24 protein-coding genes and 2 pseudogenes are annotated in these 23,714 nt (G+C 59.6%); 14 read left to right on the forward strand and 12 right to left on the reverse strand.

The window, feature by feature from the left end; all coding sequences use genetic code 11:
* Window positions 1–55: 55 nt before the first annotated feature.
* The 3 genes from JNA92_RS09030 to JNA92_RS09040 form a co-directional block, all read right to left on the reverse strand.
* A complete protein-coding gene (locus JNA92_RS09030) occupies window positions 56–844 on the reverse strand; it encodes an OmpA family protein (RefSeq protein ID WP_241804370.1) in 789 nt (262 codons plus the stop codon).
* A 50-nt stretch (window positions 845–894) separates the two neighbouring features.
* Complete coding sequence (locus JNA92_RS09035) at window positions 895–1,308, reverse strand: DUF4398 domain-containing protein (RefSeq protein WP_241804371.1); 414 nt, start codon at window positions 1,306–1,308, stop codon at window positions 895–897.
* 270 nt (window positions 1,309–1,578) lie between these two features.
* A complete protein-coding gene (locus JNA92_RS09040; protein WP_241804372.1) occupies window positions 1,579–1,923 on the reverse strand; it encodes a pilin assembly protein in 345 nt (114 codons plus the stop codon).
* Window positions 1,924–2,092: 169 nt separating this feature from the next.
* Here JNA92_RS09040 and ppc point away from each other — a divergent pair, with 169 nt between their 5' ends.
* The 7 genes from ppc to JNA92_RS09075 all read left to right on the forward strand — a co-directional run bounded on the left by ppc (window position 2,093) and on the right by JNA92_RS09075 (window position 9,233).
* Entirely contained in the window at window positions 2,093–4,720 is a 2,628-nt protein-coding gene (gene ppc, locus JNA92_RS09045) for a phosphoenolpyruvate carboxylase (RefSeq protein ID WP_241804373.1), read from the forward strand.
* Between the two features lie 257 nt (window positions 4,721–4,977).
* Window positions 4,978–5,628, forward strand: a complete 651-nt coding sequence (gene adk / locus JNA92_RS09050; RefSeq protein ID WP_241804374.1) for an adenylate kinase — start codon at window positions 4,978–4,980, stop codon at window positions 5,626–5,628.
* An 87-nt stretch (window positions 5,629–5,715) separates the two neighbouring features.
* A complete protein-coding gene (gene tsaB / locus JNA92_RS09055; RefSeq protein WP_241804375.1) occupies window positions 5,716–6,390 on the forward strand; it encodes a tRNA (adenosine(37)-N6)-threonylcarbamoyltransferase complex dimerization subunit type 1 TsaB in 675 nt (224 codons plus the stop codon).
* Between the two features lie 129 nt (window positions 6,391–6,519).
* Window positions 6,520–6,807, forward strand: coding sequence for a hypothetical protein (locus tag JNA92_RS09060; protein ID WP_241804376.1), 288 nt, complete (start codon window positions 6,520–6,522; stop codon window positions 6,805–6,807).
* Between the two features lie 3 nt (window positions 6,808–6,810).
* On the forward strand, window positions 6,811–7,680 hold the full coding sequence (locus JNA92_RS09065; RefSeq protein WP_241804377.1) for a DUF72 domain-containing protein: 870 nt from the start codon (window positions 6,811–6,813) through the stop codon (window positions 7,678–7,680).
* 29 nt (window positions 7,681–7,709) lie between these two features.
* Window positions 7,710–8,540, forward strand: coding sequence for an isocitrate lyase/PEP mutase family protein (locus JNA92_RS09070; protein WP_241804378.1), 831 nt, complete (start codon window positions 7,710–7,712; stop codon window positions 8,538–8,540).
* Window positions 8,541–8,546: 6 nt separating this feature from the next.
* A complete protein-coding gene (locus JNA92_RS09075) occupies window positions 8,547–9,233 on the forward strand; it encodes an extensin family protein (protein WP_241804379.1) in 687 nt (228 codons plus the stop codon).
* Window positions 9,234–9,235: 2 nt separating this feature from the next.
* Here the strand turns inward: JNA92_RS09075 and JNA92_RS09080 are convergent, their stop codons facing one another.
* Window positions 9,236–9,856, reverse strand: a complete 621-nt coding sequence (locus JNA92_RS09080; RefSeq protein WP_241804380.1) for an energy transducer TonB — start codon at window positions 9,854–9,856, stop codon at window positions 9,236–9,238.
* 104 nt (window positions 9,857–9,960) lie between these two features.
* Here JNA92_RS09080 and JNA92_RS09085 point away from each other — a divergent pair, with 104 nt between their 5' ends.
* Window positions 9,961–10,737 carry a class I SAM-dependent methyltransferase gene (locus JNA92_RS09085; protein ID WP_241804381.1) on the forward strand — a complete coding sequence of 259 codons (777 nt, stop codon included), beginning with the start codon at window positions 9,961–9,963 and terminating at the stop codon, window positions 10,735–10,737.
* 53 nt (window positions 10,738–10,790) lie between these two features.
* Here the strand turns inward: JNA92_RS09085 and JNA92_RS09090 are convergent, their stop codons facing one another.
* From JNA92_RS09090 to JNA92_RS09100, 3 genes are all read right to left on the reverse strand, one after another.
* Window positions 10,791–11,420, reverse strand: coding sequence for a TetR/AcrR family transcriptional regulator (locus tag JNA92_RS09090; RefSeq protein ID WP_241804382.1), 630 nt, complete (start codon window positions 11,418–11,420; stop codon window positions 10,791–10,793).
* 191 nt (window positions 11,421–11,611) lie between these two features.
* Entirely contained in the window at window positions 11,612–13,246 is a 1,635-nt protein-coding gene (locus JNA92_RS09095) for a phosphoethanolamine transferase (RefSeq protein WP_241804383.1), read from the reverse strand.
* A gap of 267 nt (window positions 13,247–13,513) precedes the next feature.
* Window positions 13,514–14,197 carry a response regulator transcription factor gene (locus JNA92_RS09100; RefSeq protein WP_241804384.1) on the reverse strand — a complete coding sequence of 228 codons (684 nt, stop codon included), beginning with the start codon at window positions 14,195–14,197 and terminating at the stop codon, window positions 13,514–13,516.
* Between the two features lie 168 nt (window positions 14,198–14,365).
* On the opposite strand from JNA92_RS09100, the gene JNA92_RS09105 reads away from it, so the two are divergent.
* From JNA92_RS09105 to JNA92_RS09120, 4 genes are all read left to right on the forward strand, one after another.
* Window positions 14,366–15,124: a phosphatase PAP2 family protein gene (locus JNA92_RS09105; protein WP_241804385.1), complete on the forward strand. Its 759-nt coding sequence runs from the start codon at window positions 14,366–14,368 to the stop codon at window positions 15,122–15,124.
* 151 nt (window positions 15,125–15,275) lie between these two features.
* The gene (locus JNA92_RS09110; RefSeq protein WP_431312457.1) at window positions 15,276–15,665 is read left to right on the forward strand and encodes a hypothetical protein; all 390 of its coding nucleotides are present in this window, start codon (window positions 15,276–15,278) and stop codon (window positions 15,663–15,665) included.
* Between the two features lie 135 nt (window positions 15,666–15,800).
* Entirely contained in the window at window positions 15,801–16,490 is a 690-nt protein-coding gene (locus tag JNA92_RS09115) for a histidine phosphatase family protein (RefSeq protein ID WP_241804386.1), read from the forward strand.
* 2 nt (window positions 16,491–16,492) lie between these two features.
* Entirely contained in the window at window positions 16,493–17,353 is an 861-nt protein-coding gene (locus tag JNA92_RS09120) for a phosphatase PAP2 family protein (RefSeq protein WP_241804387.1), read from the forward strand.
* 622 nt (window positions 17,354–17,975) lie between these two features.
* Here the strand turns inward: JNA92_RS09120 and JNA92_RS09125 are convergent.
* Window positions 17,976–18,314, reverse strand: a complete 339-nt coding sequence (locus JNA92_RS09125) for a hypothetical protein (protein WP_241804388.1) — start codon at window positions 18,312–18,314, stop codon at window positions 17,976–17,978.
* A gap of 379 nt (window positions 18,315–18,693) precedes the next feature.
* Here JNA92_RS09125 and JNA92_RS09130 point away from each other — a divergent pair.
* Window positions 18,694–19,134, forward strand: a pseudogene (locus JNA92_RS09130) (IS66 family transposase); the annotation flags it as partial.
* Here the strand turns inward: JNA92_RS09130 and JNA92_RS25915 are convergent.
* The 4 genes and pseudogenes from JNA92_RS25915 to JNA92_RS09150 all read right to left on the reverse strand — a co-directional run.
* Window positions 19,135–19,329: pseudogene (locus JNA92_RS25915) on the reverse strand (cysteine hydrolase); the annotation flags it as partial.
* A 497-nt stretch (window positions 19,330–19,826) separates the two neighbouring features.
* Window positions 19,827–20,846, reverse strand: coding sequence for a zinc-binding alcohol dehydrogenase family protein (locus JNA92_RS09140; protein ID WP_021782306.1), 1,020 nt, complete (start codon window positions 20,844–20,846; stop codon window positions 19,827–19,829).
* Window positions 20,847–20,856: 10 nt separating this feature from the next.
* On the reverse strand, window positions 20,857–21,150 hold the full coding sequence (locus JNA92_RS09145; RefSeq protein WP_021782307.1) for a putative quinol monooxygenase: 294 nt from the start codon (window positions 21,148–21,150) through the stop codon (window positions 20,857–20,859).
* 563 nt (window positions 21,151–21,713) lie between these two features.
* Complete coding sequence (locus tag JNA92_RS09150) at window positions 21,714–22,622, reverse strand: LysR family transcriptional regulator (protein ID WP_028697238.1); 909 nt, start codon at window positions 22,620–22,622, stop codon at window positions 21,714–21,716.
* 121 nt (window positions 22,623–22,743) lie between these two features.
* Here JNA92_RS09150 and JNA92_RS09155 point away from each other — a divergent pair, with 121 nt between their 5' ends.
* Entirely contained in the window at window positions 22,744–23,487 is a 744-nt protein-coding gene (locus JNA92_RS09155; protein WP_021782309.1) for an SDR family oxidoreductase, read from the forward strand.
* Window positions 23,488–23,714: the final 227 nt, after the last annotated feature.

Below are 23,714 nucleotides of genomic sequence, written 5' to 3' on the forward strand. Positions count from 1 at the left end.
CAAAAATGAAGAACCCCGCCATGAAGGCGGGGTTCTTTTTAGCGGCCTGTGAGCGTTACTGCACTTGGCTCACCGAGCGCGGCGCTACCGGCTGGTTGTCGTTGGAGATGGTCACCTCCACCCGGCGGTTCTGCGCACGGCCCGAGTTGCTGGAGTTGTCAGCAACCGGGTACTCCTTGCCGTAGCCCTGGGCGACGATGCGCGCAGGGTCCACGCCTGCACGTACCAGCGCCATGCGTACAGCACCGGCGCGACGTTCGGACAGGGACTGGTTGTAGCTGGCCGAACCGACGCTGTCGGTGTAGCCCTCTACGATGACCTTGCGCTCAGGGTTTTGCTGAAGGAACTGGGCCAGCTTGGTCACGTTAGGGTAGGCGCTGCTCTTGAGTTCGGCTTTGTTGAAGTCGAACAGAACATCGCCGAAGGTCACCAGCGTACCGCGGTCGGTCTGTTTCGCGTTCAGGCTCTCCTGAAGCTTGGCGATCTGCGCGTCGCGTGCATCAAGCTTGGCTTGGGCACGTTGGGCAGACGCGTTCTTCAGCTCGTTTTCGGCCGTGCGCAGGGCAATGGTCTGCTTGGCCACTTCAACGCGCTGGTTGGTCAGGTAGGCCAGCTGGTCGACTTTCTCGCTGTCTTCACGCTCCATGTAGGCCTTGTCGGCCTTGTTCAGCCAGTCCTGTGCGTCCTTGGTTTCAAGGGCTGCGACCTTGCTCGCCTGCGGGTCGCTCTGCAGCGAGGAGAAGTTGGTGCGGGCCGACTCCAGGTTGGCATTCGGGTCGTGCGAGCAGGCAGCGAGACCGACGCTCAGGGCCAGCAGGGCGGGAATCATGACGTGTTTGCGCATAGTGTTCATCCTTTGATCGAGTGCGAAGGCTAAGGCAGGTTGGGCAGCGTTCACTGAACGCTACGCAGGCCTTCCTGACGTACGTCTTGAACGCCTTGGCGGGCGTCCTGCACGGCCTTCTGGGCTTTGGCTGCCTGGGCTTTGCGTTCGGCGAGGCGAGCATCCCATTCGGCCTGCTCGGCCAGACGCTTGGCTTGCTCGTAGTTCTTGTCGTGCATGGCGATTTCGGCCTGCTTGAACTTGTCCTGCGCCGCTTTCATTTCAACGGCGGCAAACTCGGTACCGCCAGCGCTGACGGCGGAGTTCACGGCGGATTCGGTGACGGCATATTGCTCGGTGGGCGGGTTACCTGCACAGCCGGCCAGGACCAGGCTACTGCCCAGGGCCAGCGCGGCCAGCTTGAGCCCGCGCACATGAGTTGAGGAAAATTTCGAAGTGCGGGTCTTCATGGTGGTCAGCTCCATTGGATCACTCCTGATAACGACGATGTCCGTAGCAGTCCATCCCATCGCTCAATCCCTGGCATCGCCGTGTGTGTCAGCTCAAGGGTGCACAACGACTGTGTGCAGGGTTTTAGCGTGATGGCTATTGGCTGTGACTGAGTCGTTTTTTGAATAGTTCAGAAAAAAATGCCAACTATTTCTGACTGATCGGTCAGTGGTATGGGGGCGGAACTTCCACTGTCAGAAGCGGTATTCCGGGCTGGAGGGCAGCCCGGAACGGGGGCTGGCACGTCAGTTTCCGCTGTTCTCGCCGGGGTGGCTGAGCGTGTGCAGATGGCGCCGTGAAAGCGCCAGAAAGCGCGGGGTAGAGCCTATGTCCTCGTACAACGGGTCGCCTTCTTCGTCGGTGGAAATGACCTTGTTGCCCTGCACGTAGGGGAAGCTGGCCTCAAGCTCCTCAAGCGCCGCTGCGACCAGTTCACCGAGCAACTCCTCGGCGGTGCGCTTGGGGTACATGTCGATGAGCGCCGCCAGGCGCGCCTCCGATTCCAGGTCAAGGTGCAAGGTATGGCCGGTCGGGCTCAGGGTGCCGGCGGCATTCTGTTCCCAGTGCTGGGCGAGTTCGCGGATTTTCATGATGACCTCTGTCAACGCCTTGAAAAGGCTGCACTGCATCGGACTGCTACGTGTTTACTTTAGTTTGCTTTACCGGTCATGGCTTGCCATGGCAGCCCTGCTATGGGCACTCTTGGCCAGTGCTGTATCCGGAGCAGAGCGCGGGCGAGCCGTGCCGAAGAGAGGGCCAATGACTGATATCGATGTGCGCTTGCGTGAAGATGTCCATGTGTTGGGGGATTTGCTGGGCGAAACCATACGCCAGCAGCACGGTGACGCGTTCGTGCAGAAGATCGAGGACATTCGTCATAGCGCCAAGGCGGACCGGCGCAGCGCCGGCGAACAGCTGAGCTCTACGTTGGCGAACCTGGGCGAGGACGACTTGCTGCCGGTGGCGCGTGCCTTCAACCAGTTCCTCAACCTGGCCAACATGGCTGAGCAGTACCAGTTGATCCGCCGCCGCGACGCCGAGCAGCCAGAACCTTTCGAGGCGCGGGTGCTGCCTGAGCTGCTGGCGCGTCTCAAGCAGGCCGGGCACAAGGACGATGCCTTGGCCAGGCAGTTGGCCAAGCTCGACATCCAGTTGGTGCTCACCGCGCACCCGACCGAAGTGGCACGCCGCACGCTGATCCAGAAGTACGATGCCATTGCCGGCCAGCTGGCCGCGCAGGACCATCGCGACCTGACTCCGGTCGAGCGCCAGCAGGTACGCGAGCGCCTGCGCCGGTTGATCGCTGAGGCCTGGCACACAGAAGAAATCCGCCGCACCCGGCCAACGCCGGTAGACGAAGCCAAATGGGGCTTCGCGGTGATCGAACACTCCCTGTGGCATGCCATCCCCAGCCACTTGCGCAAGGTGGACAAGGCGCTGTTCGACGCCACTGGCCTGCGCCTGCCACTGGAAGCGGCCCCCGTGCGCTTTGCCTCCTGGATGGGTGGCGACCGTGATGGCAACCCCAATGTGACCGCCGCCGTGACCCGCGAAGTGTTGCTGCTGGCGCGCTGGATGGCGGCCGACCTGTTCCTGCGCGATGTCGACGCGCTGGCCGCGGAGCTGTCCATGCAGCAAGCCAGCAGCGCTGTGCGCGAGCGGGTAGGGGACACCCCTGAACCGTACCGCGCCGTTCTCAAGCGCTTGCGTGACCGCTTGCGGGCGACGCGCGCCTGGGCCCATGCGTCGCTCACCGCAACCCAGCCGGCCAGTGCCGAGGTGCTGGTGGACAACCGTGACCTGATCGCGCCGCTGGAGCTGTGCTACCAGTCCCTGCACGAATGCGGCATGGGCGTGATCGCCGATGGGCCATTGCTCGACAGCCTGCGACGTGCCGTGACATTCGGCCTGTTCCTGGGGCGGCTGGACGTGCGCCAGGATGCCGCCCGACACCGCGACGCACTGTCGGAGATCACCGAATATCTGGGCATGGGCAGCTATGCGGACTGGGATGAAGACAAGCGTATCGCCTTCCTGCAGGCCGAACTGAAAAACCGCCGGCCTTTGCTGCCGGCCCACTTCATGCCCCAGGCGGACACTGCCGAAGTGCTTGCCACCTGTCGCGAAATCGCTGCGGCGCCGGGTGCGTCGCTCGGTTCTTATGTGATCTCCATGGCCGGCGCGGCATCGGACGTGCTGGCGGTGCAATTGCTGCTCAAGGAAGCGGGGCTGACCCGGCCGATGCGGGTCGTGCCGCTGTTCGAAACCCTCGCCGACCTGGACAACGCAGGCCCTGTGATGGAGCGGCTGCTCGGCCTGCCGGGCTACCGCGCGGGCTTGCGCGGGCCGCAGGAAGTGATGATCGGCTACTCCGATTCGGCCAAGGACGCCGGAACCACTGCCGCGGCCTGGGCCCAATACCGGGCGCAGGAAAACCTGGTGCGCATCTGCCGTGAGCATCAGGTCGAACTGCTGCTGTTCCATGGCCGCGGTGGCACAGTCGGCCGCGGCGGTGGCCCGGCGCATGCGGCGATCCTGTCGCAACCACCGGGGTCGGTGGCGGGGCGGTTCCGCACTACCGAGCAAGGCGAGATGATCCGCTTCAAGTTTGGTTTGCCAGGCATCGCCGAGCAGAACCTCAACCTGTACCTGGCGGCGGTGCTGGAAGCCACCTTGCTGCCGCCGCCACCCCCGGAGCCGGCCTGGCGCGCCTTGATGGACCAACTGGCTGCCGATGGGGTCAAGGCTTACCGCGGTGTGGTGCGGGAGAACCCCGACTTCGTCGAGTATTTCCGCCAGTCCACACCCGAACAGGAACTGGGGCGTCTGCCGCTGGGCAGCCGCCCGGCCAAGCGCCGTGCCGGTGGAATCGAAAGCCTGCGGGCCATTCCATGGATCTTCGGCTGGACGCAGACGCGTCTGATGCTGCCGGCCTGGTTGGGCTGGGAGACCGCATTGGGCAATGCACTGGCACGGGGGCAGGGTGAATTGCTGGCGCAGATGCGTGAACAGTGGCCGTTCTTTCGTACCCGCATCGACATGCTGGAGATGGTCCTGGCCAAAGCGGATGCACAAATTGCCGAGGCCTACGACGAACGTCTGGTGCAACCGGAATTGCTTCCTTTAGGTGCACACCTGCGCGACCTATTGTCGCAGTCCTGTCAGGTGGTACTGGCCCTCACCGGCCAACAGGTGCTACTGGCGCACAGCCCGGAAACCCTGGAATTCATCAGCCTGCGCAACACCTACCTGGACCCGCTGCACCGGCTCCAGGCCGAGCTGCTGGCGCGCTCGCGCAGCCGCGAAGCCGCTCTGGACAGCCCGTTGGAGCAGGCCCTGCTGGTGACCGTTGCAGGGATCGCCGCAGGCCTGCGCAACACGGGCTGAGGCCCTGCCTGGGGGCTCGCCCGCAGGGCCTTGGTGGGGACCAGGCCAGGGCAGGGCAGGTGGTTGCGCTTGGCGCAACCATCCGCCGCCTTGGCTACAGATGGCCCATTCCTGCAACTTTGGGACGCTTGTCTGGCTGACGGGCGCTGTGTATCTTGAGCAGCCTTCTGACCGATTTATGGTCATACCCGATTTTCCGGACTTGGCCCTGGTTGCCGAATCCATTGAATTTCATAAAAAAATTTGAGGAGCACGAGATGCGCGTAATTCTGCTGGGAGCTCCCGGGGCCGGTAAAGGTACTCAGGCAAAGTTCATCACCGAAAAGTTCGGTATCCCACAGATCTCCACCGGTGACATGCTGCGTGCTGCCGTCAAGGCCGGTACCCCGCTGGGTCTGGAGCTCAAGAAAGTCATGGACGCCGGCCAGCTGGTCTCCGACGAGCTGATCATCAGCCTGGTCAAAGAGCGCATCGCCCAGCCAGACTGCGCCAACGGCTGCCTGTTCGACGGTTTCCCACGCACCATTCCACAGGCTGAAGCCATGGTCGCTGCCGGTGTCGACATCGATGCAGTGGTCGAGATCGCCGTCGACGACGAAGAGATCGTCGGCCGCATGGCGGGCCGCCGCGTGCACCTGGCCTCGGGCCGTACCTACCACGTTCAGTACAACCCGCCGAAAGTGGAAGGCAAGGACGACGTCACCGGCGAAGACTTGATTCAGCGCGACGATGACAAGGAAGAAACCGTGCGTCATCGCCTGTCGGTCTACCACAACCAGACCAAACCGCTGGTGGACTTCTACCAGAAGCTGTCGGCCGCCAACGCTGGCAAGCCCAAGTACAGCCACATCGAAGGCGTGGGTTCGGTAGAGGCCATTACCGCCAAAGTGCTGGCAGCCCTGAGCTGATCCATCACCGTGCGTCACGACGGCCCGCTTGCGGGCCGTTGTCGTTTATACTGCCGCTCTTTTCACTTGCTCCTGGATACCCGTTCGATGACCACCCTGCTGGCCCTGGATACCGCCACCGAAGCCTGTTCCGTCGCGCTGCTGCATGACGGCAAGGTAACCAGCCATTACGAGGTGATCCCGCGCATGCACGCGCAGAAGCTGCTGCCGATGATCAAGCAGCTGCTGAATGATTCCGGCGTGGCGCTCAATGCCCTCGATGCCATTGCCTTCGGCCGTGGCCCCGGCGCCTTCACCGGCGTGCGGATCGCCATCGGCGTGGTGCAAGGCCTGGCTTTCGCGCTGGAGCGCCCAGTCCTGCCAGTGTCCAACCTGGCCGCGCTGGCTCAGGGGGCCTTGCGCGAGCATGGCGCGCAGCAGGTAGCGGCGGCCATCGATGCGCGCATGGACGAGGTGTACTGGGGTTGCTACCAGGCGGTGGGTGGCGAGATGCGCCTGCAAGGCCTGGAAGCGGTGCTGCCACCGGAGCGCGTGGCGTTGCCAGAGGGCAGCGGCGGCGATTGGTACGGTGCCGGTACCGGCTGGGGCTATGCCGAGCGTCTGGCCGTGCAGGCCAGTGCCAGCAACCCGGCGGCATTGCCCAATGCGCTGGACATCCTCAGCCTGGCCAGCTTCGCCTGGGCACGGGGCGAGGCAATCGTCGCCGATCAGGCGCAACCGGTTTACCTGCGCGATAATGTCGCTACGCCCAAAGCCCGCTGACGGCTGTCCGTCGGTTATCGCGCTTGTCGATAAAACCTTTGGTGCAAACTGTGGTCCAGTTATCACTAGGGCATTAGCGACGGAACACTGATGCTGCTAAATTGCCATCATTGGTCCTGAGTGCTCATCATGCGTATCGACGGTTTCTCATCGCAGTCCTATCCGGTAAAGCGCGCGCCGCGTAAGGCGCCGGTGCGCGATGAGAGCATCGACGATGCCGAGCTCGTCGAAGAGGGCGATGCCGCTCAGGAAGCGGCGCCGCGCCGTCGCCCCGGTGGCCTGCCGGCCCGCCAGCAGGACATGGTGTTCCCACGGGCGCGTGACCGCCGCACGGCGACCGCGCTGGCCAGCTACCTCAGTACTGCCGGTTTTACCGATTGGGACATGGAAGTGCTGGGGCTGGACCTGTACATTTGAGGGATGAGTTCATCCCACCTGCCTTATTTCCTGGGTTGCCCGTCTTGGAGCGAAAGCGCCTGGCGCGACTACCTGTATCCCGCTGACGCCCGCACCGGCGAGTTTCTTGGCCTTTACAGCCAGGTGCTCAATGCGGTCGAGGGCAACACCACGTTCTATGCCCGCCCAGCGCCGAGCACTGTCGAGCGTTGGGCGCAGGTCATGCCCGCGCACTTTCGTTTCACTGCCAAATTCCCCCGCGATGTCAGCCATGAAGGCGACCTGCGCGAGCGACTGGAAGCAGCATTGGACTTCACCCGGCTGCTGGCGCCCCTCGGCCAGCGGGTGTCACCGTACTGGTTGCAATTGCCGGCGCAGTTCGGCCCGGCCCGGCTGGCTGAGCTGGGGCAGTTTCTCGATCAGATCGGTGTGCCTGTGGCGGTGGAAGTGCGTAATCAGGCTTTTTTCGCCAAGGGTGAAGAGGAGCGTCTGCTCAACCGTTTGCTTAATGAGCGCGGTGTTGAGCGTATCTGCCTGGACCCGCGTGCGTTGTTCAGCTGTACCTCGCGTGAAGCCGCCGTGCTCGATGCGCAAGCCAAGAAGCCCAAGGTTCCGCCGCGCCCCGCCGCGTTCAGCCAGCACCCACAGGTCCGCTTTATCGGCCACCCTGTGCTCGAGGCCAACGAAGCGTTCCTTTCGCCATGGGTTGAAAAGGTCGCCTGCTGGATCGAGGAAGGCCGTAGCCCTTACATCTTCCTGCACACCTCGGACAACCGCCTGGCCGCCGCGCTGGCCCAGCGTTTTCATCAGCGGCTGATGGCGCGCCTGCCGGGGCTGGCGGCGTTGTGGGAATTGCCACGGGCCCCGGAGGTCGAACAACTGGGGCTACTTTGACCCTCACCGACCAGTAGGAGGTTGTGACCATGGATGTACAAACCCTGCGTGCCGAAGCCTTCAAAGCCCTGCACGAGCGCGATGGGGCGTTCGTCATCCCCAACCCTTGGGATGCCGGCTCCGCCAAGCTACTGGCAGACCTCGGTTTCGAGGCCCTGGCTACCACCAGTGCAGGCCTTGCCTTCAGCCTTGGCCGAGCGGATGCCGAAGCGGCGCTGAGCCTGGAGGAAACCCTTGGCAACGCCGGGATGATCGTCGATGCCACTGCCTTGCCAGTTGCCGCCGACCTGGAAAATGGTTTTGGTGACCTGCCGGACGACTGTGCCCACGCTATCTTGCGAGCCGCCGAAGCAGGGTTGGTCGGCGGCTCGATCGAAGATGCCAGTGGGCGCCGCGACGCGCCGATCTATGACCTGGGCCTGGCGGTGGAGCGGGTGAGGGCTGCAGTGCAGGCGGCGCGCAGCCTGCCATTCCCCTTCACGCTTTGCGCTCGCGCGGAAAACCTGCTGCACGGGCGTATGGACCTGGATGACACCATCCTGCGTCTGCAGGCTTACGCCGAAGCGGGCGCAGACGTGCTCTATGCGCCGGGTTTGCGCTCTGCCGAAGAAATTCGCGCGGTGGTGCAGGCCGTGGCACCAAAACCTGTCAATGTGCTGATGGGGCTGGCGGGTGTGCCATTGAGCGTCAATCAGCTGCAGGACTTGGGCGTACGCCGCATCAGCGTGGGCTCTTCACTGGCACGTGCAGCGCTCGGTGCGTTCCAGCGCGCGGCGTTGGAAATTCGTGACCAGGGCACGTTCAGCTACGGTGAGCAGGCGCTGCCGTTCGCCCAGCTCAACGACCTGTTCCGGCGCTGAAGCGCGGTGCGCGCATGGGTGCTGCTGTGCGGGCTGCTGCTGGTAGCAGGCGTTTTATGGCAGCTGGGTTGGCGCCTGCCCCAGGCGTGGGATCCGTGGGCAGCACTGGACGTTGGTCAGCCGCCGAACCTGCTGACGCCTTACAAGCTTTCGCGTTTGCGCGATGACCCTCAGTTGTGCCGCCAAGCGTTGGCCACCACCAGCCTGCGCTATCGGGCGCAGGCCGATAGCCCGGCATCGGCCAATTGCCCATTGCAAAACGTCTGGCGGATAGAAAGAGGCCAGGCGCGGTTGAGCAGCAGTTTTCTGGCCAGTTGCCCGTTGGCGGTGGCCTATGCGCTGTTCGAGAAGCATGGCTTGCAACCTGCGGCGCAGCAGGTGTTCGGCCAGCCGGTGGCGCAGGTCGATCATCTGGGCAGCTTTGCCTGCCGCAATGTCTATCACCGCAAGCAGGGCCGGCTCAGTCAGCACGCCACGGCCAATGCGCTGGATATCAGCGGCTTTCGTCTACAAGATGGGCAGCGGATCGTGCTGGCGCGGGACTGGCAGGCAGGTGGACAAAAGGCAGCCTTCCTGCGGCAGGTACAGCAAGCGGCCTGCAAGAGTTTCAGCACGGTGCTGGGGCCGGAATACAACGCCGCTCACCGCAATCACTTTCACCTGGACATGGGCGTGTGGCAGGTCTGCCGTTGACATCAGGCGTGAACGCGAACGTTGTTCAGCACGACCGGCCGTGCCCAATGGATGTCGAACGCCAGGTCGTTCTGCTGCTTGGCCATGGTCGCGGCGTCGAAAGGCTCTGGCGCGGGGTCGAGCAGGGCAGTCTCGAACTCGGCGATAGGCAGGTGCAGCGGGCGCGGGGAGGGTGCAGGGCCTGGCTCGGCAAGCGGCTGCCCCTGGCTGATGACGACCGGGCGTAGCCAGCTGTTGGTGATGTCCAGTTGGCGCTGCTGCTGAATCATCTCGGCGGCGCTGAATGGCTCCGGCGCGGGCTCCAGCAGGTTGGCTTCGAGTTCGGCCTTGGGCAGGAACAGGGGCTCGGGTGGTGCAACGATGGTGTCGTGCACGGGGCAGGCGCGCTGGGCATCGATCAGGGCCAGGGCCCTCGCTCCGCCAATCGGCTCACCGCTGACGGTGTCATACTGCACCAGCGCCTGATGGCTGCTGTCTGCCTCATCCCCTTGCTGTTCGGCCATGGCGCGGGCAAAGAAATCCTGCCACAGGTGGCTGACGCCTCCCAGTGCCTGGGTATTCTGCCGACCGTAGTTGCCGACGGGCGACAGGTAGGTCAAGCCGATGGGAAGAGTATCTGTCATGGCAGTCGTGCGCGTTGTGCTCTGGCAGAATAGCGGGATATTGCCTGTATCGGCCGAGGGTGCCGATTCATTAAGGGCTTGGGTTGAATTTTCAGGTGTGGATGATGGAAGAGCAAGGCACGGGTATCAGAGTCGAAGCGATGTCGGCTGAGTATGCGCACCAGGCGGCGGCATGGGCCGAGCGCCTGGGCCTGCCGCTGCAGGACGATGCAGCCGGTTTCGCTGTGCAGGTAGGCGCCGATGGCTTGCAGATCCAGCAGTTGGGCCCGCAGGCGCCCGGGCCGGTGCGGGTGGACTTCGTCGAAGGCCAGGCAGCGCATCGGCGCCAGTTCGGCGGTGGCAACGGGCAGATGATCGCCAAGGCCGTGGGCATCGCGCAGGGCGTGCGGCCGCAAGTGCTCGATGCCACGGCAGGTTTGGGCAAGGACGCGTTCGTGCTGGCCAGCCTGGGTTGCCAGATGACCCTGATCGAGCGCCAGCCGCTGATCGCGGCCTTGCTGGAAGACGGCCTGACGCGAGCCCGGTCGGATGACGAGGTGGGGCCCATCGTCGGCCGCATGCGCTTGCTGACGGGCAACGCCATCGAGCGTATGCGCGACTGGGAAGGGGAGGCGCCGCAGGTGATCTACCTTGACCCCATGTTCCCGCACCGGGACAAGAGCGCCTTGGTGAAAAAGGAAATGCGCGTGTTTCGGCCATTGGTGGGCGATGACCTGGACGCCCCGGCTTTGCTCGCAGCAGCGCTGGCGTTGGCCAGCCACCGGGTGGTGGTGAAGCGGCCGCGCAAGGCACCGATCATCGACGGGCCCAAGCCCAGCCACAGCCTGGAAGGCAAGTCGAGCCGGTATGACATTTATCCAAAGAAGGCGTTGAAGGCCTGATCAGGATCGCGTGCTGACTCTACCGGCTCTATACCGGTACGGTCAGCCAGAACTCAGGGCCGAAACGCCCGAATGAACACCCCCACCACCTCGCGCACATGCGCCTCGGCCTCAGCTCCCTCCAATGGCCCCGCACACCCCAGCAGCAGCCGGTAATCGGGCGCACCTTTGACCAGGCAGAAGAAGTGCTCGGCCGCGCGCAACGGATTGTCGATGCGCAACAGGCCGCGCTCGGCGACCTCGCGCAGCAACCCTTCCATGCCTGCCAGCACCCGTTTCGGGCCGGCTTCGTAGAAGTACTCGCCAAAACCGGGGTCCTGGCTGCCCTGGGCCATGATCAGGCGGCTGAGTTTTACCGCTTCATCACTGCTGATCAACGCCTGGAAGCCGCGGGCAATGGTCAGTAGCACTTCTTCCAGCGCGACGCCCTCGGGGTACTCGAACAGCAGATCAGGCAACTGGATCTGGCAGGTGGCCATGACCGCCGAGCAGAACAGGGTCTGCTTGTCGGTGAAGTGGCTGTACACGGTGAGCTTTGAAACACCTGCCGCCGCAGCGACCGCATCCATGCTGGTGTTGGCATAGCCGAGGCTGAGGAACAGCGTCTTGGCCGCTTCGAGGATCGCCTCGCGCTTGGCAAGGTCCTTGGGGCGACCTGGGCCGATGGGTGCGTCGTTGGGCATTGGAGTCCATGTCTGGTTGAAGGGGCCCCCATCTTACCGGCTCGGTTGCCTTCCGGCTTCAGGGAATGGCCCATCGTTAACGTTGATTCATGGTTTTTCACTCATGATTGCAATTCCCTGCAGCAGGTTAGACATTCACCGGCGTTTTCACACAGCCCAGGTCGATAGTGTGCCGCTCCTTTGGTCTCTGCTTAGCCCACTGGAAATGCGGTCCGGCAGCCGGTGAAAAGATCCAGGGATGACTCGTAGACCCGCGTGTTCACCTTCAGTAGACCCAATAAAGAATGGAACAGATTGTCATGGCTGAACGCAGCATCACGCTTGGCCTGCAAACAGCTGCCGTCGAGTTGGAACGCCCGTTGATAACCCTTGGAAAACCAGGTAATCATCGGCACATGCTTCTGCTCCTCTGGAGCAAGCATATAAGGCGTTCCGTGAAGATAAAGGTTGTATTCCCCAAGCGATTCGCCGTGGTCGGCCAGGTAGATCATGGCGCTGTCTACCTTGCCGGCGTTGCGCCGTAGCACGTCGATCAGGGTAGCCAGCACGTGGTCGTTGTAAGCGATAGTGTTGTCGTAGGCGTTGATAATGCTTTCCCGGCTGCACGTTTCAAGCGCATTGCTGTGGCATACGGGCGTGAATCGTTCGAACGCGCGAGGATAGCGCTTGAAGTACTCCGGGCCATGGCTGCCCATCTGATGCAGGACCAGAACGGTGTCCTTGTCCAGGTGATCGATCAGTGGCTGCAGGCCTTGCAGCAGGATCTCGTCCCGGCATTCGTGGTCGGCGCACAACAGCGAATCCTTATTCTTGCTGACGTCTTGCAGCGTGACGCGGTCGCAGGTGCCCTTGCAGCCAGACTGGTTATCGCGCCATATCACCGCCAGGCCGGCACGCTTGAGCACATCGAGCAGACCCTCCTGGTTTTTTGCCAGCGCCGCGTCATAGTGCTTGCGGTCCATCTTGGAAAACATGCAGGGGACAGAGACCGCGGTTTCCGTGCCACAGGAAGTGACATGGCTGAATGCGACCAGGCCGTCTTCCTTGTTCAACTCCGGCGTCGTATCGCGTGGATAGCCGAGGATGCCGAAGTTTGCCGCCCGCGCGCTCTCGCCCACCACCAGCACAGTCAGGGACTTGCGCGAGTGGCTTGCCCAACTGCCATCGAGTCGGGCGTCCTGTGCAATCGGTATGAAGGGTTGCTGCGCGGTCTTGAGCTCTTCGCGTGCATAGCTGATCGAAGCACCGATGACATTGCTCGGCACGAGCATAAGGCGCAACTCGTGATGGTTGCGGAACAATGAAGACAAGCCCTTGTAGTTGAGCAGGCTGACGCCACCCATCAGCGATGCGCAGAGCAGAACGGTGAGGCCTTTACCCATCAGCTCCCGAGGCCACGGACGGTAGCGGATGGGCGTTTTCCAAAGAACGTAGCCAGGCAGTACACCCAGCGCCAGCAGGTAGCCCAGCAAGGTTGGCGACAGCAGGCCCTGGACCTCGCTGGTATCGGTTTGCGCGACATTGCGCATCATGCCGACATCGATCAGTACGCCATATTGGTTCATGAAGTAAGCAACACCCGCACTCATGATGAAGAGCAGCATGAGTATCGGTTTCAATGTGCGACCGAACGTGAAGAGTGTAATCAGCAGGTTGAACGCGCACGCTATCAACAACGCGAAAGCGAATCGCATCATCATGCCTGATCCATTGGGCTCTGTAATGGCGACCAGGTGCAGCCAGAGTTGCGTATTGAACCCCACCAGCATAAATCCAGTGGCAAGCATTACTACCAAGGAAGGGCGAACTGCTTTTATTTTGAACATAGAAACCTACGCGATCAAAACCTGGGGCATCAGCGCAGACCTGCGTTGATGGGAGGGCATGGGCGCGCAAGTTAGGGCATGTTTCGTGGTGTTTTTGTGAAAACGTCAGTGAAAAGATGTCTGGCCAAATGTGAACACTATCAGGTCAAGTTTCAGGCCGATGGTGCCTGGTCGGTGCTTGGGCGACATTACATTTTTTTCACAAGTTGCCAACATCCACGCCACACTCAGCGACTTAACATTCGCAGCGGCACCCTTGATGAACGCTCAAGGGTCAGGGCTGCAGATCTTATAGCCATCACCGCGTACGGTATGCAGCAGTTTTTTAGCGAACGGTTTATCTACCGCTTGCCGGATTTGATGAATATGGTTGCGGATACTGTCGCCTTTCCTGTTGTGCCAGGTCGACCCCCACAGCAACGCTTCAAGTGTCTGACGTTTGACGATGGCGGGGCTGCTTCGCATCAGCAATTCGAGTATTTTCAGATTGGCGGAACTGAGATTGACCAGCATGTTTCCTCTATGGACTTCCAGCGTGTCCAGATCAATTTCGAGATCAAGCAATTGAAGCTTGCGGCCGTTATGTCCGGTACGCCGGAAAAGGATGGCTTCGAGCCGGGCAAGTATCTCGGCCATGGCGAAAGGCTTCACCACGTAATCGTCGGCCCCTGCCTTGAACCCCATCAGCCGATCATCCAGTTCATCTCGCGCGGTGAGCATGATGATGGCGGCGGGTGACCTCGAGCGCATGCGTAAAAGGTGGCAGATCTCATTACCATCGATGCCAGGCAACATGATGTCGAGAATGATAGCGTCAAAGCATCCGGTCTCGGCCAAGTGCAAACCAGTCAGGCCGTCCCGTGCGCTCTCTACGGCATGCCCCCTGAGTTTGAAAAAATCAACAAGGTTGTCGTGGATGTCACGATTGTCTTCAACGATCAGAAGTTTCATTCGGGCGCTTTCCTAAAGGCCATGGCTAGCGTTGTCAGGTGGACTGGCTCAACAACGGGCTGGCATTTGAAGTCCTTGGCAGTCGCTGATGTGTCGACAAAATGTTAAGTATTCGTGAAAAGCCGTTGTTTGTAACTGACAAGGCGGCACGGTCCTGGGACTGACTACATGAAAAGATTCTCATTATCCGCACTACCTGTATCCCGCCCTTTCAACTTTAGACTTGCAGTCGGGCTGCCGGCTCTGGCCATGTTGGCGATGCTTGCTTGCAACGTAGCTGCCGCCGATTTTTATGTTGCGCGAATGTTCTATGTTCCTGGTCTCGGGTTCTATGGCAGGCACAGTTATTGGCTGGAAACCGTGCTGCATGAACGTGTCAAACAGGTCGTCATCCTGTTTGCCTTGGTATTGATCGCCGGCCTGTTGGCCAGCCTGGTCCACCCGAAACTCCGGCTATGGCGAAGACCGTTGGGTTACGCCGTTCTGACGATCGGGCTGTGCACCAGCATCGTGACGCCGCTCAAAGCACTGACCGAAGTGCAATGCCCGTGGAGCTTGCAGGCCTTTGGTGGCAGCGAACCTTACGTATCCCTGCTGGGAGACCGTGTGGATTCAGCCAAACCGGGCCGGTGCTGGCCGGGCGGGCATGCATCCACAGGATTTGGCCTCCTGGCCTTGTATTTCGCGTTGCGTGACCGCCATCCACGGGCCGGACGGGTGGCTCTTGCCGGGGCCTTGGGGCTTGGGACGCTGCTATCGGCGGGCAGAATGCTGCAAGGCGCGCACTTTCTTTCTCACAATGTCTGGACCCTGTTGATCGACTGGCTGATAGCGGTGTCGTGCTACCGCTGGCTGCTTTATCGGCCCAGCGCTGATGGCAACGAAGAAACACCAGTGCTGGGAGGCGATGAGGTGCGCAGTGTGTAACGAGCGCACTCGCTTCGACACAGACTTTTTTCACATCCGCTTCACCGCGTCCTAATGCGTCAGCACTTACCATTCGAGCATTCGAGAACTGCCTGCCGGAACGCCTTATCGGCAAGCTAATCAGCAATCTCGTGGCATTCAGGTGCAACAGATGAATATTTTGCGGTATTGGCAGCGCACCGCCTGTATGGGGGCAGCTGTCTGTTTCACGCTTGCATTGCTCAACGGATGTCAGAGCACCAGTCAGCGCCTCCTGGCTGAAGGTTATCCGGCGCCCTTCGTCAGCGGCTTCGATGACGGCTGTGCCAGCGGTCGACAAGCGGCCGGGGCACTGGGTGAATTCCGCAAAAAGGTCAACATCTACCTCCAAGACCCGCAATACGCTACGGGCTGGGACGATGGCTTTCGCCAGTGCCAGGCCAGTGCTGCCGCCGACATAGAGCGAAACTTGCAGCCCGAAAGCCAGGCTGATCGCGAATGGCGACATGAAAAGGCCCAGGCATGGGGCAGCACATTGAGAAAGTCGTCGAAAACGCCATGAACAGCGGCGCCCGCCTTTCAGGTTTTTTTCACATAGGCTTGACTGACGTGCCATGCATGCCTCCCTACAGTGCCGCGATTCGTAGGGGCTCGCGCTTGTTTGCTGCCTGCCTCGTCTACCAGTCGGAGCGACACCATGCAGCAAGGCATCATGCAGCGTCCCGCTGTTCCCCAGCGTTCACAAAAACGCCGGTTTCACTCGAGCAATTTGATGAAAGCTACGGTAGGCGCCCTCGTTGCGCTTGCTGCTGTTTGCACATGGTATGCCTCTCATACGCAGGTGTTGGATCTGAGCAGTGCGAAGGAAATGCACGAGAGCGGGATCTACACACAATGGGCCAAGGGCGAGGTGATGGTGCTGATCCGTCACGCCGAGCGCTGTGACCGCTCGCACAATGCCTGTCTGGGTGACCCGGCGGGTATTACTGTCGCCGGTAGCAAGGTGGCCGCTGATGTTGGCAAAGGGCTGGCACGGCTTGGGCTGGAGAATGCCGAGCTCCTGAGCAGCCCCAAGGTTCGCACTCAGCAAACGGCCCGCTTCATCTTCGGCAGGCCGATTCTCACGCAAACCTGGCTGGGCCAATGTAACAAGGGGTTCGCCGACGCCGCGCTTAGCCACAAGAACAGTGGGCACAATATGGTATTGATTACCCACAGCGGTTGCATCGATCAGATGGAGCGGCACTTTAAAGTGGCTGGGGGAGAGCGCTTCAGCGCTTACGCCAGCGCGCTGTTCATCTCTGTGGCCGATAAGGGCAAAGCACGCATTCTTGGCCAGATGAACGCCAGTGCCTGGCACTACTTTTATTCCAGGGCAGGATCGTAAGCATGCAGCTTTCTTACCGTACCGCCTTCTATGCATGCAACCTGGGCATACCGCTGTTGCTGGCCGTGGTCGTTTTCCTGCTATTTGATATGACTCACCTCGACCAACAGATCAGTAATTTGCTGCTCGACCCAGCGACCGGCCAATTCCCATTGCTGCACAATCAATGGTTCGAAAAAGCGACCCACAAGTTGCCACGTGTTCTGCCGAACTGGACAGGAGAACTGGCGATCATTGGCAGCCTGCTGTCATTTGTCTGGCCGCTAACCGCGAAGTTTCCTCGGCTGGCCTCAAGCCGGTTTTTTCAAGCAAGCCGCATCGGGACTGTTTTGCGATTCACCACGCGTCATCGCCGAGACTTTTTCTACGTCGTGGTGACGTTCGCGGCCTGTACTGGAGTGATCCATTACCTGAAGAGCCATACCGGCATCTACTGTCCAGTGGAGACGACCCTTTACGGTGGAGCAGCCCCTCACAAGGAATGGTTCACCCACTTCAATTGGCTGGATAAGACCCCAGGGGGCCGGTGCTGGCCGGGTGGCCATGCCTCCAGCGCCTTCACATTGCTGGCCGTTTATTTCGTGGCCTTACGACACCGATGGCCGCATACACGGAAGCTTCTGGTAGTTATCCTCTCGCTCGGTCTCTTGTATGGCACCGCCCGTGTATTGCAAGGCTGGCACTACATGTCACATACCTTATGGGCCGGGATTTTCGTCTGGCTAACTGCCTGGGTGAGCGCATTGTTGTTTTACGGGCGCCCCGCGTTGCAGCAAGCAGCACGGGAAAATGTAAGCCCCGCATCGGTATTCGTCATCGATGCTACTCAACCCTTGAGCAGCAAGTGGAATCGGTCTCTATGACGGGATGGCGCAGGGCCAACGGCCAAGCCGTTTACCGACAGGTCGTAATGCTCTGCCGCAATCCAATCTCCTCTCCCCATCGAACTTCGCCATCGACGGCAGCAAATTCAAACTGAGCAGAGCGTCGGCTGCTATCGAACAGCGATGAATCAGACGATCGCGCAGCGCCGCAAGTGGCAGAGGCCAAGACTGAGCGGTTGGAAGAAAAGATCGAGAAGCTAAAACAGCAGATGCGAGAACGCTAGGGTACCTGGCGCTTCGCAACGGAGCATCGTCATGCGTGAATCCGGGGCAACTGAAAAATCTCCGGGTAGGTGAAAAGCCACAGACTTCGTGGTTTTTCACGATCTTCTGGATCGACCGGCTTATGAAACAGAAGGTTAAGAGGGCGCTGGTCAGTATCGCAGAGAACGTTATTTCATCGAAGTTGAGATTTTTTGGGAAGTGAAGCGATAGGGATGCGATTGAGCAAATTGTTAGAGAGCTTGGCAGCTACGCAAATTTTCTCAAGAGAGCCGAAGGCGATCCATCTGTAGGGATAGGCCAATATTGGGTATCAGAAGCCATCAGAGGACTGAGGCAAGGAGTGGGGGAGGGGCGGGGAGCCGTTAGACACGGTTGTTTACATACCCGTAAAGATGTTCCGTTGCCGGCAAATCCTCAAGATGCCTTTTTCAGTGGCGTAATTCGCCGCCAGCCAGTCCAAAAAATCCTGCCTAGGAAATGTGATAAGTCCATTAAGATAATTGTTATCACTGCGGCTGAGTGGGTACAAGGCTTTGCTCTGTATCGAGTCTTCATCCTTGATGTTTACTTTGTGAATGCGAAGTGCTTCGCGGAAAGTAATGTATGTGTTGTGGTGTTCGATAACCTTTGCTGCATCATCTTTCGTTATCAGGGTGGAGGAGATGAGTTGAATGTAAGGTACGAAGTTGGTTTTGAGGTAAACATTGATCGTCATTTTGGCTGAGCATTATCAGATGGCCGCCGTTTGGCTGACGTTGCCTTGTCTCACTTCCTGTTGGTGAAAGTTGGTTGTATGCCTCGCTGCTTCCGCGGAGAAGATCTTTGGTCAAGGTAATCAAGTGCATTGATCATCCACAGCAACTGCTGTTCTTCACTCACTGTATGATGCATTAAGTCCAAACGATGGACGTCGGTACCGCTGGTGATGTTTTGTTTACTCACCTTGATCAGCAGAAACGTCGGCTGCTTTCGAGGTCCCCGTTACTGCACGCGCTGGGCTATTATGCCGACGATACAAAGTATGCCTGCAGAAGGAAGTCTGGACGGTGAGAGATGGCCTAATGTCGTGCACGGAGCGCGGGTAGGCGAGGGCGTACCGGCAGGAGAAAATCTTTGGTCGCGCCGGACTGGCCATCGCTCGCTCGACCTTGGCCCAGTGGGTTGGGCAAACTGGCGTGCGACTCCAGCCACTGGTCGATGCACTGCGTGAAGCGGTGCTGAGCAAGGGCGTAATCCACGCCGATGAAACACCGGTGCAAATGCTTGCGCCGGGCGAGAAGAAAACCCACCGGGCCTATGTCTGGGCCTACAGCACGACGCCGTTTTCGGCGCTTAATGCGGTGGTTTACGACTTCAGCCCAAGCCGTGCCGGCGAACATGCAAGTAACTTCCTGGGCGACTGGAACGGCAAGCTGGTTTGCGATGATTTCGCTGGCTACAAAGCTGGTTTTGAACAAGGCATCACTGAAATCGGCTGCATGGCTCATGCCCGTCGCAAGTTTTTCGAACTGCACACGGCGAACAAAAGTCAGCTGAACGTGATAGCTGGAGGTGGGATTCTCTTCATCATGCTTCACATGAAGGACAGGCCAGCCATTTGATCGCCAGTGCCGCAGAAGGCGCTGGATTACGGACAAATAGCCAGGGTGGCTTTTACCATTCCAAACAGGCTGATCGATAGCATCCTGAACATCGAGGATAATCAGTGGGATGCTAGGCGTGTCCTTCATGTGGGGGCGTCTCCTTACGATGGACGCTTAGTGTGCTGCAACGTATTCCGGTCAACAAGCAGCGCAGTCTCGCTAGGGTACCGGTGCTGACAAAGAGGCCACTAAGGAGGGGCTGATACCCCGTCAGTGGACTCCGGCCCAGCTCACGCAAGGTGAGTTGGGCGGACGCTTACGTTCCTCAAAGTTTTTGGCGAGAGCTACCAGAAGCTTGTGGCGAAGCCTTCATTGGTCGAAGGCATTGATTTGGAAGTCCCAGTTGATCTAATCGGATTGCCGAGCATGGACCTGGCTCCAGCCAACCGCGACCACCGCTGGGCCTTTATCGGTCCCTCTGGGGATCGAGTGGAGGTTCCTCACTCTCCACGTTTTGTCACTGCTGACCTAGACGCCCTAAACCGAGCCGCAGTCCAAGGCGTAGGTATCGTACAGATGCCTGAGGTTCGAGGGACGAGTTCAAGGTAACTGGACAGGGGTATAAGCTGTTTTAATCAACTCCCTCAAAAGCCTTCCAGCACGACTTTCCCCTTCGCCTTTCCGCTTTCCAGCAGAGCATGGGCACGACGAAGATTTTCTGCGCTGATGGGCCCATAGTTTTCGCCAACTGTGGTGCGCAAGTTACCCGCATCAATCCGCCGCGCAACTTCGTTAAGGATGTTGCGCTGCTCCTGCATGTCCTCTGTTTCGTAGAGCGAGCGGGTGTACATAAGCTCCCAGTGCAACGACAGGCTCTTGCGCTTCAGCGGCACGGCGTCAAGGGTGGCCGGATCATCTATCAGGCCCAGCTTGCCTTGAGGTTTCAGTGACTCGATGATTTGTTCGTAGTGCCTATCGGTCTGGGTCAGGCTTGCGACATGGCTGACCTGCGCTATACCGATGCGCTTTAGCTCTTCACTAAGTGGCTTGGTATGGTCGATGACATGATGCGCACCAAGCTCGGTAACCCAGGCCTGGGTTTCAGGGCGCGAAGCCGTACTAATGATCGTCAACCCTGTTAGCTGACGCGCCAGTTGAATTAGAATTGAACCTACCCCGCCTGCAGCGCCAATGATCAGCAGTGTTTCTCCTCGGTCGGTGGGATCCCGTGCAATACCTAGGCGATCAAAGAGTAATTCCCAAGCGGTCAGGGAAGTGAGTGGCAATGCCGCAGCTTGGCCGAATTCCAGCGACTGTGGCATTGAACCGACGATACGCTCATCCACCAGTTGCAGCTCACTGTTGCTCCCCGGGCGGATCAGTGATCCCGCGTACCAGACTCTGTCACCGGGTTTAAAAAACGTCACGTCGCTGCCGACCGACTTGACCACCCCGGCAGCGTCCCAGCCGAGGATCCGCGGCTGGCTTTCGTCCGCATGCGGCACATAGCCCTGCCGTACCTTGGTATCGACAGGATTGACCGACACGGCCTTTACCTCTACTAGCAAGTCGCGCGGCCCTGGCACTGGCTCGGGTATATCGATCTCCACCAAGGCGTCGGGATGTTCAATAGGCAGACATTTAAAGTGTGCAATGGCTTTCATTCGAAGCTCCTCAGGACATGCGATGCATTTTCGTGATCGAAAATTTTTCAGCAGCACGTTCGATGAGCGGGAGCGCTGCTCGAAAATGTGTTGTCGCTTCGTGAGCCGTTAGCGCCGCCTCGTCCCGCCACTGCTCGATCATGTGGAAAGTGCGCGCCTGCTCGGCATCACGGTGCAAGTCATACTGGATACAGTCCACTTCGCCCCGGCTTGAACCCTGCAGGGCCCGCAGCGTCTGTTCGAGCTCGGCTTCGAAGCCTGCCTTTGCGACCAAAGTGGCAATCAGTGTTAAAGGGGTGTTCATCAAACCTCCGGCCGATATGCATAAAAAAAATGGGACCTCGCTAACCGACACGTCTGAATAGAGGCCGTGCGGCCCGAAACTGCTCTCCAGGTGACGGCCTGACAATCAATATTGATCTCGGAGGCCGTGCGAGCGTCCTCACCCGGCGAGAGCACTTGTAGCGTTAAAACCAGTAGATCGGGCAAGTCCAGGTCACACGCTCCCTGCCCCCAACTCATGAGCGGCGAAATTGGACCAATCAGGATTGCCGAGATATGCCCGGCCAATAATCTCCAGGTCCGGTTGCAGTCCTTAAGCGCGTCTTCGCTGACGCTCAGCGTGCGTAGGTCCCTAGCCGAGGCTATTCAACCCATACCATCGGTAGCTTCGCGTCGTGAAACCTAGGCCTTGAGGGCTTTCTATACAACGATGTTGAGCCCGAAACTGACGCTGAGCAAGTCCAATCCACCATCCTTGAAACGACGTGTCCGGTCGACAGTCAATTTTCTCCGAGGGCTTATAATTCGATAATTCGATAATATTCGAAATATAAGCGTAGTGCAAACTCGAGCGTCCCTTCGAACTCAGCGATTGGTCCGCGCAAAAGCACGCGGATCAGAGAAACAGTTAACCAGGTGGTCGTATATCAGCCTCACTCGCGGTGCCACTGGCCCTGATTGAGGACGGTACATGATCAGTTCGGAAGGCGGCGGCGCTTCCTGTTGCATGACCTCGACCAGGCGCCCTTCAGACAGGTAGGGTTCTGCCAAGTAATCGGGCATTTGCCCAAAGGCGATTCCGGCCAGAACGATCTCTCGCTCGGTTTCCGGGTCATCGCAGCTGAAGGCAGGGGAGGTAGGCAGAAACGTTCGCCCCTCGGCAAGCACCCACGGCCAGGGGCGACCGTTTTTTCGATCAATCAGCATGGACAGCGGCAAGCGTTTCAGTTCTTCGATGCTGCCAGGGCGGTGCACGGTGGCGAGGAGTGACGGGGCCGCAACGATTTTCAGGCTGACATGGGCCACTGTTCTAGCGATATAGCGCCTATCACGCACCGCGCCGACACGAATACCGATGTCGATCTTGTTGGCCACCGCGTCGGTCAGTTGGTCATCCAGGCTCAGGTCGATGCTCAGGCCCGGGTTTTCCCGTATCAGCGGTTTCAGAAATTCGACCAGATACAGCTTGCCAATGGCGTGTGGGGCCGTGATGCCGACAACGCCTTTAGCCTCCTGTTTGCTGTGGGTGATAAACAACTGATCCACCCGGTCCAAGGTTTCCTGGGCCTGCAAGGCGAGTTTGGCACCAAAAGTGGTGACATGAACCTGCCGTGTGCTGCGGTGGAACAACAGCTCACCCAGCGTACTCTCCAGTTCCTTGATGGCACGTGTCACCGTCTGCGGTGAGGTGCCGAGGCGGGTGGCTGCATCGCGGAACGTGGTCGATTGTGCGGCCACTGTGAATATCCGAATCAGTTCCATGCGATTAGGCATAGCCCTCAACTCCCGTTCCAGAAAATGGAATTCTCAAATCCTAACACTTCCATTCTCTGACGAATAAAACCAGCGCAGACTGCAGTCTCCATCCCGACAGGTCTCAACAGGAGCGCTGAATATGAGTAAGAACATCCAGGATAAGGTGGTCGTCATCACGGGTGCGAGTAGCGGTCTAGGCGAAGCAACGGCGCGTCATCTGGCGGCGCTCGGCGCCCTTGTGGTGCTTGGCGCCAGGCGCCAGGACCGTCTGGACGCGATTGTCGCGGAGATCGCCACTGCAGGCGGCAAGGCGATTGCCCATCCGACCGATGTGACACGCAAGGAGGACTTGTCTGCGCTGGTTGCCAAGGCAGTCGAGGTATTCGGTCGCATCGATGTAATGATCAACAACGCAGGGTTGATGGCGATCTCTCCGATTTCGCAACTGCGCACCGACGAGTGGGATCGTATGATCGATATCAACATCAAGGGCGTATTGTATGGCATCGCGGCCGCATTGCCGTTTTTCGAACAACAGGCAAGCGGTCACTTCATCAACATTTCTTCGGTCGCCGGCATCAAAGTATTCAGCCCCGGTGGATCGGTGTACAGCGGCACCAAGTACGCGGTGCGCGCCATTTCCGATGGCCTGCGTCATGAAGTCGGCGCGAATATTCGCACGACGACTATCGAACCGGGCGCAGTGGATTCCGAACTGAAGTTCGGCAGCGGGTACCAGCCGAGCGCCGAGGTCGTTGGCGAATTTTACAAGAAGGCCATCCCGGCTGACTCGGTTGCACGGGCCATCGCTTATGCGATCGAGCAACCTGCAGATGTCGACATCAACGAGATTGTTCTGCGTCCGACTGCGCAAGACTTCTGACATTTGTCCTGTGCCGTTTGCGCCTGATCCACAGGCATGGACCCAAGCGACCAGGCTCTGGCGCTAAGAAATGGTTAACTCAGCCTATCCAGGCTGAAACTCTCGGCATGCCGAACGTCAATATCCAGCGCGCCAACACCACCATGTCCTAGCTGATTGATTGAGCTTCCAAAGGCGAGTCGTTCCTGATTCTCGGGTTCGGCAGGCGGCTCTGCCCGCCTAATGTA

Source organism: Pseudomonas putida, from assembly GCF_022627325.1.
Taxonomy (GTDB): Bacteria; Pseudomonadota; Gammaproteobacteria; order Pseudomonadales; family Pseudomonadaceae; genus Aquipseudomonas; species Aquipseudomonas putida_X.